The sequence below is a fragment of the Actinomyces sp. S4-C9 genome (genome assembly GCF_000758775.1).
GTDB classification, from domain to species: Bacteria; Actinomycetota; Actinomycetes; order Actinomycetales; family Actinomycetaceae; genus Gleimia; species Gleimia europaea.
Window position 1 is genome coordinate 16,671 of sequence record NZ_JRMU01000010.1, and the last position, 17,050, is coordinate 33,720.

The window sequence follows — 17,050 nt, forward strand, 5'->3', positions numbered from 1 at the left end:
TGGATTTCGTGTGGTGCTTGATGCGAATGTGCTATTCCCAATCGTGCAGGTAGACCTTCTAATGCATCTTGCCCATCAGAGAACATATGTTCCATTATGGAGCTCGCAAATTCTGGATGAAGTTGTGAAAGCATTAGTAGAAACCGGAAGGACCACGGAAGAACGTGCGCTTCGTAGAACATCACGCATGAACGAGTCATTCCCAGATGCTCAAGTACACAATTGGGAAGAACTGGTAAAAGGAATCCGGGGCATTCCAGATGCAAATGATAAACATGTTGTGGCTGCGGCTATTGAAGGTAACGCATCTGTAATAATTACTAACAACTTGAAGGACTTCCCTGACGAAGCATTGTCGCTACATGGTTTACATGCTAAGTCTTGTGATGAATTCCTTCTGGATTTGTACGACCTATATCCGGTAGCTTTCGAAATTGCATTTGAACAAATGAGAAATACAAGAAAAAAGCCACCGGTTTCGGTTGATGACCTGGTTTCGGCTCTAGCGGGTAGCTGCCCGGGTTTTGTTGCTGCGTATCGCGAGAAACAGTGAGGTGCAGGACAATCAAATGTGATCTATTTAGGGGCGGACGTAAACACATCGCGGATAACTAAGCCCAACAGGCTAGCCATTCAAGATGGCGTACAGGCGCTTCAGTGACACCTTTCTTGAGGTGCCAAGTTCCTGGGCGAACAGGGACACGCGAAGCTCCTCCACCAGCCACAGGGACTCATCCAGCTGCGCGGCTCGGGCCACCTCGTGAGCTGGAAGCGCCGCCCGGGCAGATGCCAATGCAGCCTCCACATCCTTAACGGAGCGCCACAGCCCCTCATCGCGTGCAAGTACGCTCGCGGACTGCGAGGTCTTCTCTACCCGCAACCGATCAGCCTTCACAAACCGCGCCACGTGCTGCAACCACTCAAATGGAACGCGCGTTAAGAACCCTTCAAACACCAAGCTATTCGAATGCTCGCGCACATCCGCCAGCACCCTGACCATCGCCGGCGAGGACACCGAACGAACCAACCGGTCAAGCTCGCCAAACTCGGCGAACGCCTCCACGGCCCAACTCAAAATCAGATAGGTGCGATCCTCAATCCGATCCTGCACCCACCCGGCCAATGCCGCAAACTGGGCCTTGGAACGTACCTGCACCGCAGGAGTCTCATACTCATCAATCAGCGACGCCACAGCTGCCAACTGTGCATCCGCCACCAAGCTTTCCGTATTCGGGTATGGTCCGCTAGCTAGAATCAGTGCCTCCCGGCCCGTCCAACGAGTAGACACCCGGGCCGTTGCCAAACGCGTGCGCGCCAGAACCAGATGAGCCAGACCCTCCCTATGGCTCGCATCGGCCTGAGTGCGCTCCGCAATAACTCGCACGCCAGCGGACGGCTCAGACGCTGACCCCTGCGGCACCAACGCCGGGAATGCCCGAACAGAAAGTCCTGCCTGCGTGCTCGCATCCACGCTGAGGGGCAAAGCACCTCCCTCAACAACGGGCCAATCCGACAAACCATCCAATTCCGGGACCGACGCAAAAACACCTGGGGTCGGTTGATCCCCCGAAGTAGCCGTACCTTCCGACGCGCGCCCTTTCGGGGAGGCCTGCACTCCTGCAAACGCCTTTTTAGTGCGCTTAGACGGCTCTGACTTTGCACCCGACTCCTTCATCGCCTGATCCAAAGCCTCGCGCATTGCCGAACGAACCGCCTTTTGCGACTGCCCGCTCAACTGCTTTTGCAACCACGTCAGATCTTCACCGGAGCGCAACTCGCGCCCCTGCGCATTAACCACTACGAACATGGGCGTGACATGCGAAGGCAGCGTTAAGTCGTCCCATGTTTCACGTGGAACATCGACGCCCTTAACTGCGTCGGTAGCGCGTACAAACGCATCAAAATAGTGGGGGAGGAACTCGCCAGCTTGAGTACCCGGAATCCGCTTCACTCGCGGTTTATCTTGATTTTCGAGGCCGGCCTGCGGCTGTTTGGGCAAATCCGACTGCTGGTTCTGCGTTTGCTGATCCGTGGGGGATACCGGTTTGGGCTTAGATTCTGGAGCCGTTTGTGACTGCGAGGAGGAGCGCGCGGACGCCTGCTTCATCTTCGTAATCGACTTCTGATTCGCTGTGCCCGACTTTGAAGCCCAGGCGGCAAGCCTTCCAAGCGAAGCTTCAAGCGAACGAGGGTCCACCTCGTCCTCGCCCGCAGACTCTGGCGAGCTCGCCGCAGCCGAAGTTGAACCTGACGAGTTCCCACTCGAAGCGATAACCCGCTCGTCCGGGTTTACCTGCCCAGATGAGGGGCTCGACGCATCGTCGGACATCCAAATGTTGTGCTTGATCCAGGTGGCAAGCTCGCGCGCAACATCGGGCGCGGGCACAAGCTGGGCGCGCAACTGCTTAGGCAAAGCGCGGATAGTGGCCGTGAGCAACTCTTCCAACATGCCCGGAACCAACCACTCAAAGCCCGCATCGTGCAGACGCGGCAACACCGCCACAGGCACGCGAACCGTCAGCCCATCGCGGGGCGAACCCGGATCGAACTCATAATGCAGCGGCAAAGTGATGTCCCCTTGATGCCACTTAGCCGGATAGCCGCGCTGATCCACCTCGCGCGCACCCGGAAGCACATCCGCGCGCTCCATCTCCAGCAACCGCTTATCGCGCTGACGGCGCCACCACGCATCAAAATGTGCAGCTGACACGATCTCACGCGGCACTCGCTCGTCATAAAACGCGAAAATCGCATCATCCGAAACCGTGCCGCCCTGGCGCAACTTCTTTTCTGCCTCGTGAATCTTTGCCAGCAGCTCACTGTTCTTGCGCACAAACTTATGGTGCGCATTCCACTCACCATCCACGAGGGCGTGCTGGATAAACATTTCGCGAGCCACCTGCTGGGGGGACCCACCCAACTCGCCGCCGGTAACTCCGGCCCGGGCCGCAATCGAGGTGGCGTTCGTTGGCGCCTCCACCTTCGCTCCATGCGGCACGTTTGCGAGTAGCAGGGGCCGATCAGCTACCAGAGTGAGGCCGTACAGCATCACCTTCTCGCGCACCATCGCCGCCCCCATCTTGGAGGACCAGTACGGTTGCGAATACGAATGCTTCAGCAAACGCTTGGCTGACTTCTCCACCCACTCGGGTTGGATCCTCGCGACCGTGCGAGCGAACAGACGTGACGTCTCTACCAGCTCCGCAGCCATCACCCAGTTATAGTGCTTGCGCGCCAAACCAGATCCCGGCCAGACCACAAATCGCGTTCCACGCGCCCCCTGATAATCCTGACTGGTCTGATCCCACGAACCCAAGTTAGATAGCAAACCAACCAGTAGCGCCCTGTGGATCTGCTCGCTGTTACGGCCGGATGTGCGCGCGGTCAACGCCGTGGTTGCGCGCGCCGCAGCATCAACCGTTCCGCCCTCGCGCTCTTGATCGCGAACCTCTTTGCGTGACGGAATCTGGAGCGCGTCCACCTTCAAACCGAGGGGACGCGCCAGATCGCGCAACTGGCCAGCGACGTCCTGCCACTCACGCCACCGCAAGAAGTGCAGGAACTCGCGCTTGCACATCTTTCTAAACTGCGTGCCCGAAAGTTCACGCGACTGCAAACGCAAATACCGCCAGAGCGACAGGTAGGTGATGAAATCAGACGCCGGATCTAAGAAGCGCTCATGCGCCCTATCCGCATCCTCCTTGAACTGCTCGGGTCGCTCGCGGACATCCTGCATGGATAGCGCGGCCACAATAATCAAAACTTCCGAGGCCACGCCCTCTCGATCCGCTTCGATCAGCATGCGCCCCAGGCGCGGGTCGATAGGCAGGCGAGCCAACTGGCGTCCAACACGAGTGAGTCGCAGGGGATCACGAGGGGAACGCCTGGTTACCGCTCCAATTTCTTCTAGCAGACCGACACCATCACGCACGGCCTTAGAGGCGGGTGCATCCAGGAACGGGAAGTCCTCTACCGCGCCGAGCCCCAGCGAAATCATCTGCAAAATAACGGAGGCCAGCGACGTGCGCAGAATCTCCGGTTCCGTGTAGCGCGACCGCGCCTCAAAATCTGCCTGCGAGTAAAGGCGAATCGCCACACCATCGCTGACGCGCCCGCATCGGCCCGAACGTTGGTTTGCAGAAGCTTGCGACACCGGTTCGATGGGCAATCGCTGCACTTTAGTGCGGTTCGAATACCGCGAAATACGGGCCAAACCTGGGTCCACCACGTAGCGGATTCCCGGCACGGTCAGCGATGTTTCCGCAACGTTGGTGGCCAGCACAACTCGCCTGCGCGGGTGCGGCTTGAAAATACGCTGCTGCTCCGGGGCTGAAAGGCGCGAATACAAGGGGAGAACTTCCACCCCGTTAGCCGGGCTTTTGTCCGTCGCGTCACCTGCGTGAATATAGCGCGGGCCCAGCGAATCAGAGAGCGCGTGCGTGGCGTCGCGAATATCGCGCTCGCCGGCCAAGAAGACGAGGATGTCACCCGGCCCCTCATCGATAAGCTCCTCAACGGCTTCACATATGCCAGTTAGGTAATCGATGTCCTCACCCATGCCGTATCCGAGGAGGGCGAGCGGCGCATCCGCGTCCTCTAAAACTAAGCCCTTAACTGACACCGGGGCGTCGTCCGTAGCCTCAGTATTCGAGGGAGGATCGGACTGCTCCAAGGGGCGATACCGGATTTCCACAGGGTAGGTACGGCCCGAAACTTCCACAACCGGAACCGGCTTCCCCAGCGCTTTTGCAAAATGATCTGCAAACCTGTCCGAATCGATCGTTGCGGACGTGATGATTACCTTCAGGTCTGGGCGCTTTGACAACAGTCGCGTCAGGTAGCCAATCAGGAAGTCGATGTTTAGAGAACGCTCGTGCGCCTCGTCAATGATTATGGTGTCGTACTTATCCAGGTTCGGGTCATCTTGCACCTCGGCTAGCAAAATGCCGTCCGTCATTAGCTTTACGAGGGTGGTGGGGCCAACTTCGTCCGTGAAACGCACCTGGTAACCAACCACGTCGCCGGGCCGCTTGCCCACTTTGGTGCCCAGCTCATCAGCGATCCGGTCCGCAACTGTTCGAGCTGCCAACCTGCGCGGCTGGGTGTGTCCAATCATTCCTCTAATGCCACGGCCGAGTTGCAGGCAAATTTTTGGAAGCTGAGTGGTCTTGCCCGAGCCGGTCTCACCCGAAACAATCACTACCTGGTGATTCTCAATGGCCTGTGCAATATCTTCGCGCCGGGCGGACACGGGAAGTTCTTCTGGGAACGCTATTACCGGCAGCGCCGCTACGCGACCTGCCAGTTCTTCGCTGGAGAACCCAGATTTTCTTCCCTTCATGCTTCTATCCTAAAGAAAATAGCCAGAACACAAGCATTTCGAGTGTCTCGCTATCTGGAACGAGAGTTTCGAAATAGTAAGCGTACGTCACAAAAATCTACGGCCGGCAAAAATTGCAATCCCCTACATACAGCGCAAAAGTGTCCTTTTGGTTTCGAAATGCTAACAATAAAGCGTCTCAGACTTAGAACGCTCAGATTTCAAAAATCTGCATCCTGCTAAAGTTCAACGCAAATGAAGCGCGACATTTCGCCCTTCATCGTTATCCGACTTTACGGAGGAAAAATGAAACGTTCATACCTGCGCCTAGTCGCCCCCTTTGCGGTGGCGGCACTTGCGCTGACCGCCTGCTCCGGCGGTTCCGGTGACGGCGACGCGAACGCGCCCGAGGGTGAGTCCGGTGGCGGTGTTGTTGTAGCAAACGGCTCCGAACCGCAGAACCCGCTCATCCCGACCAACACCAACGAAACCGGTGGCGGCAAGATTGTTGACCTGATCTACGCAGGCCTCGTCTACTACGATGCAGACGGCGCTGCGCAGAACGACCTCGCCTAATCGATCGAGACTGAAGATTCTCAGAACTACACGATCAAGATTAAGGAAGGCGAGACCTTCTCTGATGGTTCTCCCGTTACCGCTAAGTCGTTCGTTGACGCTTGGAATCAGGGTGTAGCGCAGTCGCACCTTTCCTCCTACTTCTTCGAGCCCATCAAGGGCTACCCGGAGGGCGGCGAGGCTCCTGCTGACTTTGCCGGCCTCGAGGGTCTAAAGGTTGTTGACGACCAGACGTTCACCGTTGAGCTTTCCCAGCCTGAAGCTGACTTCCCGCTCCGCCTGGGCTACTCCGCGTTCTACCCGCTTCCTGAAGCAGGTATTGGCGACGCCGACGCGGTTGCAGCATTCGGCGCGGCTCCGGTTGGTAACGGCCCCTATCTGCTAGAGTCCGGTGACGACTGGAAGCACAACGAGTCGATCATGCTGAAGCCGAACCCGAAGTACGACGGTCCGCGCAAGGCCCAGAACGGTGGCGTTGAGATCAAGTTCTACGCCCAGCAGGACGCGGCTTACAACGACCTCCTTGGTGGAAACCTGGACGTCCTTGACGCAGTGCCCGACTCGGCATTCTCCAGCTTCGAAAGCGAACTTGGTGACCGCGCTGTAAACCAGCCGTCCGCTATCTTCCAGTCCTTCACCATCCCGGAACGCCTCCCGCACTTCGGCGGTGAAGAAGGCGTCCTGCGTCGTCAGGCAATCTCCATGGCAATCAACCGCGAGGAGATCACCGACACCATCTTCCAGGGCACCCGTAGCCCGGCACACGACTACACCTCGCCAGTAATCGACGGTTACAACGAGAACGTTGAAGGCAACGAGGTTCTGAACTTCGATCCGGAGAAGGCTAAGGAACTGTGGGCCAAGGCTGACGAAATCTCCCCGTGGGAAGGCTCCTTCGAACTCGCTTACAACGCTGACGGTGGCCACCAAGCATGGGTAGACGCAACCATGAACTCCATCAAGAACGTGCTCGGCATCGACGCGAAGGGCGCCCCGTACCCCGACTTCAAGTCGCTACGTGACGAGGTAACCAACCGCAAGATCGAGACCGCGTTCCGTACCGGCTGGCAGGCCGACTACCCGGGTCTTGGTAACTTCCTCGCCCCGCTGTACGCCACGGGCGCTGGTTCGAATGACGGCGACTACTCCTCGGCAGAATTCGACGGCTTCCTCAAGCAGGCAGCTGGCGCCAAGTCGGTTGAAGAGTCCAACGAGCTTTACCTAAAGGCTCAGACGGTCCTCTTCAAGGATCTACCGGCAATCTCGCTCTGGTACTCCAACGTGACCGGCGGTTCGACCGAAGCTGTAAGCAACGTACAGTTTGGATGGAACTCCGTCCCGCTTTACTACCAGATCACCAAGTGATTACCCGAATATAAGGTAGCGTAGGCTCGGAGGGGTTTCCCTCCGAGCCTCGCTCCTGTGAGTGCGGGGCTCGCAACTGTGAGACCATAAACTCACAACTAATAAATAAAAACTGCGTAAGCAGTTACCCAAGGAGACCACAATGATCCGATATATCGGACGTAGACTCCTGCAGCTAATACCCGTCTTCATAGGCGCAACGCTGCTTATCTACGCATTAGTGTTCCTCATGCCCGGTGACCCAATCCAGGCTCTCGGTGGCGACCGCGGCCTACCACCGGCAGTGGCGGAACAAATGAGGGCGCGCTACAACCTCGACAAGCCATTCCTCGTCCAATACCTGCTTTATCTAAAAGGTATTTTCACACTCGACTTCGGCACCACATTCTCTGGTCGTGAAGTCACCGACGTGATGGCAGGCGCATTCCCCGTAACCATCAAGCTCGCCCTAATGGCACTCGCATTTGAAGCAATTTTTGGCATTGGCTTTGGCCTCATCGCTGGCATGCGTCGCGGCGGCATCTTCGATGGCACCGTTCTCGTGGTCTCCCTATTTGTCATCGCAGTGCCCACGTTCGTTATCGGCTTCGTCCTCCAGTTCCTCATAGGTGTGAAACTCGGGTGGGCGCCAACGACGGTTGGTGGAAACACCACGTTTGAAGCCCTCCTAATGCCAGCAATCGTGCTCGGTGCTGTGTCCTTCGCTTACGTACTTCGCCTAACCAGGCAGTCCGTATCCGAAACCATGTCATCCGACCACGTGCGCACCGCATACGCCAAGGGCCTCTCCCGCGGCAAGGTGATTCAAAACCACGTGCTGCGCAACTCGCTTATCCCAGTTGCAACATTCCTAGGCGCCGACCTCGGAGCCCTCATGGGCGGCGCAATCGTCACCGAAGGTATCTTCGCCATCAACGGCGTAGGCGGCAACATGTACCAGGCCATCATCAAGGGCGAGCCCGCAACCGTCGTGTCATTCACGACCGTCCTTGTGATCGTCTACATAATCGCCAACCTGCTAGTAGACCTGCTATACGCAGCTCTGGATCCGAGGATTCGCTATGAGTAATCAAACTACCTACCGAAAAGGCCAAGAACACTTCGTCTCTCCCGTAGACGAATCCGGCCTGGGGGCCGTTGACGCCGTAGCAGATGACTCCGCGCCCTCGTCCATGTGGGGTGAAGCCTGGAAGAACCTGCGCAAACGCCCTCTATTCTGGATTTCAGCCGCAATCATTGCTGTGGCTCTGCTGCTGGCCGCATTCCCCAGCCTGTTCACCTCAATGGACCCGAACTTCTGCGAACTCTCGCGCTCCATGGAGGCCCCATCCGGCGGCCACCCGTTCGGTTTCGACAGGCAAGGCTGTGACATCTACGCGCGCACTATTTACGGCGCTCGCGCATCTGTAACCGTAGGTGTATTCACCACGATTGCCGTGACTATCATGGGCGCAGCATTCGGCTCGCTGGCCGGCTACTTTGGCGGCTGGCTCGACTCGCTACTTTCGCGCATCACCGACGTCGTGTTCGCCATTCCGTTCCTACTTGCTGCAATCGTGGTAATGCAGATGTTCCGCTCCTACCGTGCAACTTGGACCGTGGTGCTCGTACTCGCAATCTTTGGATGGCCACAAATTGCGCGCATCACGCGCGGCGCGGTTATGAGCGTTAAGAACGAAGAATACGTGTCTGCAGCCAAGGCTCTTGGCGAGTCCAAGTGGACCATCCTCATGCGCCACATCCTGCCAAACTCTGCGGCACCCATCATCGTTTACGCAACCGTAGCGCTCGGCACGTTCATCGTGGCCGAAGCAACCCTCTCATTCCTGGGCGTGGGCCTACCACCAGACATCGTCTCGTGGGGCGGCGACATCAACAAGGCGCAGGTTGCGCTCCGTACCCAGCCATCCGTGCTGTTCTACCCCGCAGGTGCTCTGGCACTAACCGTGCTCAGCTTCATCATGATGGGTGACGTGGTACGCGACGCTCTCGACCCGAAGTCACGAGAGAGGTAAACGAAGTGGCAAACGAGATGAACACTGACGTCGAGCCCCTGCTCGAAATCAAAGACCTCGAGGTCGCCTTCCAATCTTCCACGGGCATGGTCCCCGCAGTGCGGAAAGCCAACCTCACCATCTACCCCGGCCAGTCCGTTGCCATCGTAGGAGAATCAGGCTCCGGTAAATCCACTACCGCGCATGCCATCATCAACCTCCTGCCCGGCAGCGGCAAGATCGTGGGCGGCTCCATCAAATTCCGCGGTGAAGAACTCACCACTAAGAGCCGTAAAGAGATGGAACGCATTCGCGGACGCCACATCGGCCTTGTTCCGCAAGACCCCATGTCGAACCTCAACCCCGTTTGGAAAATCGGCTTCCAAGTTCGCGAAGCCCTCAAAGCCAACAACGTGGTTAAAGGCTCGCAAATGCACCAGCGAGTCAATGACCTCCTCGCTGAAGCCGGGTTGCCCGACACCGAACGCGTTGCGAAACAGTATCCGCACGAGTTCTCTGGCGGCATGCGCCAACGCGCCCTCATCGCTATCGGCCTGGCCGCTCGTCCCGAGCTACTCATCGCGGATGAGCCGACCTCGGCCCTTGACGTGACCGTGCAGCGGCTCATCCTGGACCACATGGAGTCGCTCACCCACGAACTTGGTACCGCAATGCTGTTCATTACGCACGACCTCGGCCTGGCCGTTGAACGCGCTGAACACCTCGTTGTTATGCACCGCGGCCGTATTGTGGAGTCCGGGCCCGCCATGCAGATCTTGCAACGTCCGCAGCACCCCTACACCAAGAGGCTGGTTGCCGCTGCTCCCTCGCTAACCACCGCGCGTATCATGACCGCGCACCAGGCTGGCATTCAGGTGACCGAAGAGGAACTGCTGGGCGCAGGTAAAGGCGCAACCTCAACTGAAGCTGCGGTTGAAGTTAAGAACCTGGTGAAGACCTTCCCGATTCGCGGCAAGCGCGGACAGACCTTCAAGGCGCTTGACGACGTGTCATTCACGCTGCGCAAGGGCACAACGCTAGGTGTTGTAGGCGAATCCGGTTCTGGTAAGTCCACTGCGGCAAACATCATCCTGGGCTTGCTAGAGCAAGACTCAGGCGACGTCATTTTTGAGGGCGTAAACGTTTCTGAACTTTCCAAGAAGGAACGCTTCGCCATGCGCCGCAACCTTCAGGTGGTGTTCCAAAACCCGTACGGCTCCCTGGACCCCATGTACTCCATTTACCGCGCGGTTGAAGAACCCATGCGCGTACACAACTGGGGGACCAAGAAGGAGCGCGAGGAGCGCGTTGCCCAACTACTCGACATGGTTGCCCTCCCTCGCTCCGCGATGAGGCGCTACCCCAACGAGCTGTCCGGCGGTCAACGCCAGCGTGTAGCCATTGCTCGTGCACTTGCGCTACGCCCGCACGTCCTTGTGCTTGACGAGGCCGTGTCTGCGCTGGACGTGCTAGTGCAAGACCAAATCCTGCACCTGCTAAACGACATCCAAGCCGAAATGGAGCTGTCTTACCTGTTCATCACCCACGACCTCGCGGTTGTCCGTCAGATTGCTGACGACGTGGTGGTAATGCAACACGGCAAGGTAGTTGAAACCGGTGACACGGACTCGATCTTCGACAACCCGCGCACCGACTACACGCGCAACCTAATCGACTCGATTCCCGGCAAGAGCATCGAACTGGGAATCACCGACGCCTAACGCGTTCCAACTCGACAATGATCGCCGCTGGTAGCCTAAGCTACTAGCGGCGATCCTAATTCGCTTTCAAGAACGAGAACCCGCAACCAGCCTGAGGCGTTAGTTGAAGCCAAGGTTAAGTGCCTAATGGAAGCTCGTTAAGTGATTGATTATCCCGCTTAGTAGATGACTTAAGTGTCGAGTAGTGACTCTATTTGGTGACGCCGGCTTGAAAGCTCTCTTTGAGCCCCATGCAACGGGGATCCATCAAAAGGTAATTCGCTCAAATCGATACCCTTCGCCACTCTTAGTACCAAACGTTGAGCGCTGCGCGCCGCTCTAATTGGCAGACCGATGTTATCCGCAAAAGCATCCCAATGACGGCCCCGGAGATTCTTCGTTTGCCCATCAATCGGGAGTGCCATCGTGAAATCGCGATAAAGAGCCGTGCAGGGTAGGTCGTACATCGGAGCAACCTCCCACACGCCCTCCGGATTTCGTAAAATTGACAGGTTCTTTGCGTGAACATCACCGTTTCCGGTAAGCCAAGCGAACAGGAACTGTACATATAGAGCTCGGATAGCAACCATGGGGGCACTGGTGTGTTGCGCGAGCGCCGCAACCACGGCTTCGGATTCGACGTTGTACTTTTCAGATGGTGGAATCTGCAGAACTTGCGAAGCGTCCTCTTGAGCGAGACGCACAATCCGTCCGCTCGCATCAACACGGCGGTCAAAACGCTCAACGAGTAAGCCTTCTACGCCTTCTTTATCTACAACCAACTGAGACTTAGCTACAGGGATTTTAAGGCCGCGAGCATGACGTAGATGCAAAGCTTCATCTCGTACGAGGTGGGGATAATCAACCGGGTCGATCTTGAGGATCGCATGGGTGCGTCTCGTTCGAATCGGCATATTAATCATCGATGCTGATGCTTTTGGCTGAACACCGGGAACTGCGTAGGGGTCAACCATCTCGGTTAGATCTTGAAAACTCCATCTAGATGGGTCCTCGTATAGTGGTGGAACTTCGTTAGGCGCAACCTCGGATGCAAAAATCCTTACATCGCCGGGAGTGTCAGCGCCCACCGCCAGAAGCATTGTGAACTCATCATTCATAGATGTTTTGGTTGCTCTGTTCAATACATTGAGGCGGTGTCCTTCTGGCAATAGTCCCGCGAAGAATGCGGGGAGCGCGCCACTTTGTTGTGTGGAAGTTTCACCCAATGGCAACGAAAATGCTACGGGATCCCCCACATAGTCATCCCTGTATTTGAACTCGACCACTCCCTCCGAGTCGCGTGACAACGTTCCAGCCAAGTGGTTGCCTTTGTAGACATTTGCGCGTTTTATAAATCGGAGCTGATCAAGGCTTATGGTTGCAATACTCACCTGTTGGATACCTCTACCTTCAAGCCCAAGGTTCCTGTGACCGCCAGTAACGACCTCAATGTTGGGCCGAGTCCGCCCTGCTCCAAAGTGCGCACCGTACGATCTGAAACTCCAGCAAGTTCAGCCAACTGTTGTTGCGTCAATCCGTATTCTTTGCGAGTAGCTTTAATGACGCTGCCAATCTGAGTCACAGGTAGGGGGAATTGCCCATATGTAGAATCATTGGCGCGGTCAGAGGCTAAATTATTCGGAGGCATATTTCCGTTTAAAGCGTTCATGTACATGAATCTACACTCTAAACGCTGGTTTCGGAAGCATGTTTCCTGTTGAGCTGGGGTGAAGAACCAGAAGAATTGTTGTCCGTGCCCCCTACGTACACTATTGGAGAGAGTAATAATCGCGTCCTCCTATTCCAATGAGATACTTAAACCATGTACGGACTTTTCGCTGGGATCACCACACTCGACGTTGCCCAACTAACCGCAGGCACAGTACGTGAGAATCAAAAAGTAACCTCACTTGACCAGATCCTCGCTGCGGGCGGGCCCGCAACCAACGCGGCCGTTGCGTTCTCTCACCTCACGCGCGCAGCCACCCGTGCCGCGAGCGCGAGCGACCTCAACCGCGGTGCGAATCCGGGAGGGGCGATGGCCTCCCTCCTCGTTTCCGCAATCGGTGAAGGCCCTGCCGCGCACCTCGTTCTTGAAGACCTGGAAGCCCAGGAAGTAGCGCTTGTAGACTGCACCGATTACGAGGCCGAGGCGCCCGAAACCACCGGCAAGCTAGATCTGACCCCCAGCGTGTCCGCGATCCTCATTAACGCGCAAAACAATGCGCGCACCGTTGCCTCCACCAACACGCGACTGCCACTAAAGCCCGAAATTGCGTTGGAAACCCTAGAAGCCATGGGCCGGCCGCAGGTTGTGCTTGTTGACGGACACAATCCCGATCTGGCGATGGCTGTCCTCACCAGTGGTGCCCCCGAAGATGGGGAACCATTCGCGGCGCAAGAATACAAGCCCGAATACCTGCGTATCCTTGACGGCGGATCTTGGAAACCGTGGCTACCCACAATGCTGGGATATATAGACGTGGCCGTCATCTCCGCAGACTTCCTGCCACCCGGATGCACGGACTTCGATGACACCGTGGCCTTTCTCAAAGGCTTCGGCATTGAACGCGTAGTGCGCACAGCCGGACCAGACCCCGTGCAATGGGCCTGGCTTGGCGAAACCGGGACCGTTACCCCTCCTGCAGTTGACGCCATCGACACCCTTGCAGCTGGTGACACGTTCCATGGAGCCTTCGCGTGGGGATGCGCTCACGGCCTCGTAAATCGAGAAACAACCGACCCGTCTGTGCTCATCGACTTTTCCAACCGCATCGCATCGCTCAGCACCACCAGCTTTGGAACGAGGGCGTGGCTAGGTGACCTCGAAAATCTGGAAGCGGAAACCGCGCGCGTACTTTCATAAATCGCGCGAGGGGGTGGGCTAAAGCCGGGGTTGCGTTAGCCTACGCGAACGGGAACATGGCGGCTAGCCCACTGCACCGACATGTCGCGAAGCCTATCTACGCCCTCGTGTGCACCAAAACGGGCGTCCCGCAGGACCTCTACGCGAGAGCCGTCCGGCAGGCGTGCAAACTCTTCCTGAGCCATCTCAACCAAGCCCAAATGCTCATCGTCTGCGTCATAAATCGCCAGGATCGGGGCAGACAAGTCAGCTAGCAAGTCGTCTGCCTCATTCATCGACAGATCAATCAACGTCTGCTTTGAAATCACAAAAAACTCGCGTTTGGAATACGTGTCATCTGGGATCTGTGCGCGGCCGGAACGCTCCAAATCATCCAACTGTGTGGACGAAAAAATCTGATCCCACTCAAACGACAGTGGGCCCGTAATCATGCCGGTTAGAAGCATCGCCTTAGCGGCCTTCGGGCGGGCCTTTAAAGCTACCAGCGTGCCAAACGAATGCGCGTGCAAAATCTGGCGGTCAAAACCCTGCGTGCGAAGCCACGCCGAAGCCGAATGTAAATCCTCCACCTGGCTGGCCAGCGTAATCACGTCATCATCAGAATCGCCGCAACCGGAAAAATCGAACTCTAGAGTTGCATAACCCGCGCCCCGGTATGCTGCCGACAAACGATCGAAATGCTCGCCCGAATGCCTATCAGCCAAGAAAGAATGCGCAAACAAAACCGCAGCGTCCGTAGAATCAACAGGGTCCACAAACGTGCCCGCAAGCTGAACTCCGCGGGGCGTCGTAATCTGTACCTCTGTCACAACCTAAGCCTAAGGGAAAACTGGGGATAAAGCGCCCCTAAACTCCGGCTTGTTCAAAACCGCAGGCAACACCACCTCCAAACACTTCCAGCAAATGCACACCCGCCGTCTGGCCCGGTAAACTAGCTGAGAAACATGCAATAAGGAGGAGCCTTGGGCGCAAAATTCGGATTCATTGTAGGAGCCGGCCTTGGGTACGTGCTCGGCACGCGCGCAGGACGTGAACGCTACGAGAAAATCAAGATGCAAGCATCTAAAATCAGGCAGAGTCCGCTGGTAGCTGAGCGCATGGACCAGGCCTCTGAAAAAGTCTCCGAAGCCCTTAAAAAGGGCGGCGCTGCAGCCACTGACAAGCTGGTTGGAGTAGTCAAAGAGCGTGTCTTTGGTGAACCCCAAGACCAGTACGTTGACGTAACGGTCATAGAAGTTGATGACATAGACAAAGAAGAATAATCGGGCGAGGGCGGCAATACCGCCCTCGTAACAATTTCAACAGTCTTTGGAACAGCCCCACACTGCCCTTCGTAGCACTGGGGTACAAAGTTCGGTTCGAGGAACAATCACATGACACCTGGCAATCAGCCAACCGAGGAACAAATCAAACGCTGGCGCAAATACCTTGCCGACGAGCAAATGGAACGCCAAACGTACTTGAACCTAGCGCAACGACGCACCGGGGAAGAAGCCGCCATCCTGCAAGCGCTTGCCGACGCCGAAACGCGACACATTGAGCACTGGACCTCCCTCCTTGGCGAGCACGCACATCCCGCCCCCAAACCTACTCTCTACTCGCGCGTCCTCGCCCGGTTTGCCGCAACGTTCGGCTCCATCTTTATCCTCGCCCTCGCCCAACGCGCAGAACAGCGCCAGTCTTACGACGTTGACCAAGACGCCACCGACGCGATGGCTGCCGACGAGCACATCCACGGTGAGGTTGTGCGCGGCCTGGCCGCCCGCTCACGTGCCCGCATTGCCGGCACGTTCCGCGCCGCAGTGTTTGGAGCCAACGACGGCCTCGTGTCGAACCTTGCCCTCATCCTCGGCATTGCCGCCACCGGTGTTCCAAACAGCATGGTCATCACAACCGGTATTGCCGGTCTGCTAGCCGGCGCACTATCAATGGCAGCAGGCGAATACATTTCCGTCACCTCCCAACGCGAACTACTAGAGGCCTCGGACCCCTCCACCGACGCGCCCGTGCAAGTATCCAAACTCAACGTGCAACAAAACGAACTGGAGCTCGTCTTCCGCGCTCGCGGTGACACCGCTGAAGAGTCCGAAGAACACGCACGCATCATCTTCGACGCGATCAACCGACCGGCCTCGGAAATGACCACAAGCTCGATCATCACGCCCCGCTCCCTGCTATCTACCAAGGAACGCCACCGCGACCCGTCCGAATCCCACGCGGAAATCGGACACCCGTGGGGCGCAGCGGCTTCCTCGTTCCTGTTCTTCGCAATCGGAGCGCTGGTGCCACTGCTACCGTTCCTGTTTGGCGCTAGTGGAAACCTGGGCATCCTGCTGTCTGCGATCGTGGTTGGCGTGGTCCTCATGTTCACGGGTGGTGTAGTGGGCGTTCTCTCAGGCAAACCGCCGGTGAAGCGCGCGATTCGCCAGCTCCTCATCGGCTATGGGGCTGCGGCCGTCACCTACACGCTGGGCCTCCTGTTTGGCGCTAACGGAATTTAACGCGCAGGTTAAGGAGGATCTATGTGCGGCCGCTACGTACTTTGGACGCCGGAAGAAGAACTTACGGCCATCTTCGGCACTGACTTTCGCATAGGCGAAGTTACTCCCACATACAACGCTGCCCCCTCCCAGCAACTACCCATCGTGTTTGAAAGATACGAGGAGGAGCCCGGGCGGGTGCTCCGCCGCATGCAAACCCACCAGTGGGGGCTGGTGCCTTCCTGGGCACGGGACGCCAGCCGTCCCATGATTAACGCGCGAGCGGAAAGCCTGGTGGACAAACCCTCATTCAAAGCCGCTGCGCGCCGGCGCCGTTGTCTCGTGCCCGCCAACGGCTACTACGAGTGGCAGGCCGGCGCTGGCGGCAAGCAAGCCTGGTTCCTTTCCGCGGGGGAGGGGGACCCGGTCATGGGCTTTGCCGGCATCTACGAGGCGTGGCAAGGACCTCGCGACCAGTGGCTGCTCACCTTCGCGATCGTCACGCGTAGCGCGCCCGACGCCGTCGGTCACATTCACGACCGCTCCCCGGTGGTGGTCCCGCCCGCCATGTGGAACGAGTGGCTGGATCCCGAAACAGAAACAGACACCGAGGTCAGGCACTTGCTGGATGCGATTGCCAGCCCCGTCCTCGTCCCTAGAAAAGTTGGAAACGCCGTGGGGAACGTGCGGAACAACGACCCCAGTTTGATCGACGAAATTGCGTAACCGGCATGTTGAACGACCTAGGT

At 57.4% G+C, this 17,050-nt stretch carries 12 protein-coding genes and 1 pseudogene; 9 read left to right on the forward strand and 4 right to left on the reverse strand.

Going from position 1 to position 17,050, the window contains the following annotated elements:
* Nucleotides 1-13 precede the first annotated feature (13 nt).
* On the forward strand, nt 14-553 hold the full coding sequence (locus HMPREF1628_RS04580) for a PIN domain-containing protein (protein ID WP_232219382.1): 540 nt from the start codon (nt 14-16) through the stop codon (nt 551-553).
* Between the two features lie 72 nt (nt 554-625).
* On the opposite strand, the gene hrpA is transcribed toward HMPREF1628_RS04580, so the two are convergent.
* Nucleotides 626-5,341, reverse strand: a complete 4,716-nt coding sequence (hrpA, locus tag HMPREF1628_RS04585) for an ATP-dependent RNA helicase HrpA (protein ID WP_034508544.1) — start codon at nt 5,339-5,341, stop codon at nt 626-628.
* Between the two features lie 285 nt (nt 5,342-5,626).
* On the opposite strand from hrpA, the pseudogene HMPREF1628_RS04590 reads away from it, so the two are divergent.
* The 4 genes and pseudogenes from HMPREF1628_RS04590 to HMPREF1628_RS04605 all read left to right on the forward strand — a co-directional run bounded on the left by HMPREF1628_RS04590 (nt 5,627) and on the right by HMPREF1628_RS04605 (nt 10,976).
* Nucleotides 5,627-7,261 (forward strand): annotated as a pseudogene (locus tag HMPREF1628_RS04590) (peptide ABC transporter substrate-binding protein).
* Between the two features lie 142 nt (nt 7,262-7,403).
* Nucleotides 7,404-8,330: an ABC transporter permease gene (locus HMPREF1628_RS04595; RefSeq protein WP_034508547.1), complete on the forward strand. Its 927-nt coding sequence runs from the start codon at nt 7,404-7,406 to the stop codon at nt 8,328-8,330.
* Nucleotides 8,323-9,276 carry an ABC transporter permease gene (locus HMPREF1628_RS04600; protein WP_034508549.1) on the forward strand — a complete coding sequence of 318 codons (954 nt, stop codon included), beginning with the start codon at nt 8,323-8,325 and terminating at the stop codon, nt 9,274-9,276. The genes HMPREF1628_RS04595 and HMPREF1628_RS04600 overlap by 8 nt, the downstream gene beginning before the upstream one ends.
* Nucleotides 9,277-9,293: 17 nt before the next feature.
* On the forward strand, nt 9,294-10,976 hold the full coding sequence (locus HMPREF1628_RS04605; protein WP_034508553.1) for a dipeptide ABC transporter ATP-binding protein: 1,683 nt from the start codon (nt 9,294-9,296) through the stop codon (nt 10,974-10,976).
* Nucleotides 10,977-11,146: 170 nt separating this feature from the next.
* Here HMPREF1628_RS04605 and HMPREF1628_RS04610 read toward each other — a convergent pair whose 3' ends face one another.
* Nucleotides 11,147-12,346: a type II toxin-antitoxin system HipA family toxin gene (locus HMPREF1628_RS04610; protein WP_034508555.1), complete on the reverse strand. Its 1,200-nt coding sequence runs from the start codon at nt 12,344-12,346 to the stop codon at nt 11,147-11,149.
* Entirely contained in the window at nt 12,343-12,630 is a 288-nt protein-coding gene (locus HMPREF1628_RS04615; protein WP_232219384.1) for a helix-turn-helix domain-containing protein, read from the reverse strand. The genes HMPREF1628_RS04610 and HMPREF1628_RS04615 overlap by 4 nt, the downstream gene beginning before the upstream one ends.
* A gap of 147 nt (nt 12,631-12,777) precedes the next feature.
* Here HMPREF1628_RS04615 and HMPREF1628_RS04620 point away from each other — a divergent pair, with 147 nt between their 5' ends.
* Complete coding sequence (locus HMPREF1628_RS04620) at nt 12,778-13,821, forward strand: PfkB family carbohydrate kinase (protein ID WP_034508558.1); 1,044 nt, start codon at nt 12,778-12,780, stop codon at nt 13,819-13,821.
* Between the two features lie 35 nt (nt 13,822-13,856).
* Here HMPREF1628_RS04620 and HMPREF1628_RS04625 read toward each other — a convergent pair whose 3' ends face one another.
* The gene (locus HMPREF1628_RS04625; RefSeq protein WP_034508560.1) at nt 13,857-14,630 is read right to left on the reverse strand and encodes an alpha/beta hydrolase; all 774 of its coding nucleotides are present in this window, start codon (nt 14,628-14,630) and stop codon (nt 13,857-13,859) included.
* A gap of 153 nt (nt 14,631-14,783) precedes the next feature.
* Here HMPREF1628_RS04625 and HMPREF1628_RS04630 point away from each other — a divergent pair, with 153 nt between their 5' ends.
* The 3 genes from HMPREF1628_RS04630 to HMPREF1628_RS04640 all read left to right on the forward strand — a co-directional run bounded on the left by HMPREF1628_RS04630 (nt 14,784) and on the right by HMPREF1628_RS04640 (nt 17,027).
* A complete protein-coding gene (locus HMPREF1628_RS04630) occupies nt 14,784-15,083 on the forward strand; it encodes a YtxH domain-containing protein (RefSeq protein WP_034508563.1) in 300 nt (99 codons plus the stop codon).
* Nucleotides 15,084-15,194: 111 nt separating this feature from the next.
* Nucleotides 15,195-16,322: a VIT1/CCC1 transporter family protein gene (locus HMPREF1628_RS04635; protein ID WP_034508565.1), complete on the forward strand. Its 1,128-nt coding sequence runs from the start codon at nt 15,195-15,197 to the stop codon at nt 16,320-16,322.
* A 21-nt stretch (nt 16,323-16,343) separates the two neighbouring features.
* The gene (locus HMPREF1628_RS04640; protein ID WP_034508568.1) at nt 16,344-17,027 is read left to right on the forward strand and encodes an SOS response-associated peptidase; all 684 of its coding nucleotides are present in this window, start codon (nt 16,344-16,346) and stop codon (nt 17,025-17,027) included.
* Nucleotides 17,028-17,050: the final 23 nt, after the last annotated feature.

Excerpts from the sequence above, each read along its gene's own strand:
- hrpA (WP_034508544.1), bottom strand. The coding sequence starts at position 5,341 with ATGAAGGGAAGAAAATCTGGGTTCTCCAGCGAAGAACTGGCAGGTCGC.
- HMPREF1628_RS04595 (WP_034508547.1), top strand. The coding sequence starts at position 7,404 with ATGATCCGATATATCGGACGTAGACTCCTGCAGCTAATACCCGTCTTC.
- HMPREF1628_RS04600 (WP_034508549.1), top strand. The coding sequence starts at position 8,323 with ATGAGTAATCAAACTACCTACCGAAAAGGCCAAGAACACTTCGTCTCT.
- HMPREF1628_RS04605 (WP_034508553.1), top strand. The coding sequence starts at position 9,294 with ATGAACACTGACGTCGAGCCCCTGCTCGAAATCAAAGACCTCGAGGTC.
- HMPREF1628_RS04615 (WP_232219384.1), bottom strand. The coding sequence starts at position 12,630 with ATGTACATGAACGCTTTAAACGGAAATATGCCTCCGAATAATTTAGCC.
- HMPREF1628_RS04620 (WP_034508558.1), top strand. The coding sequence starts at position 12,778 with ATGTACGGACTTTTCGCTGGGATCACCACACTCGACGTTGCCCAACTA.
- HMPREF1628_RS04635 (WP_034508565.1), top strand. The coding sequence starts at position 15,195 with ATGACACCTGGCAATCAGCCAACCGAGGAACAAATCAAACGCTGGCGC.
- HMPREF1628_RS04640 (WP_034508568.1), top strand. The coding sequence starts at position 16,344 with ATGTGCGGCCGCTACGTACTTTGGACGCCGGAAGAAGAACTTACGGCC.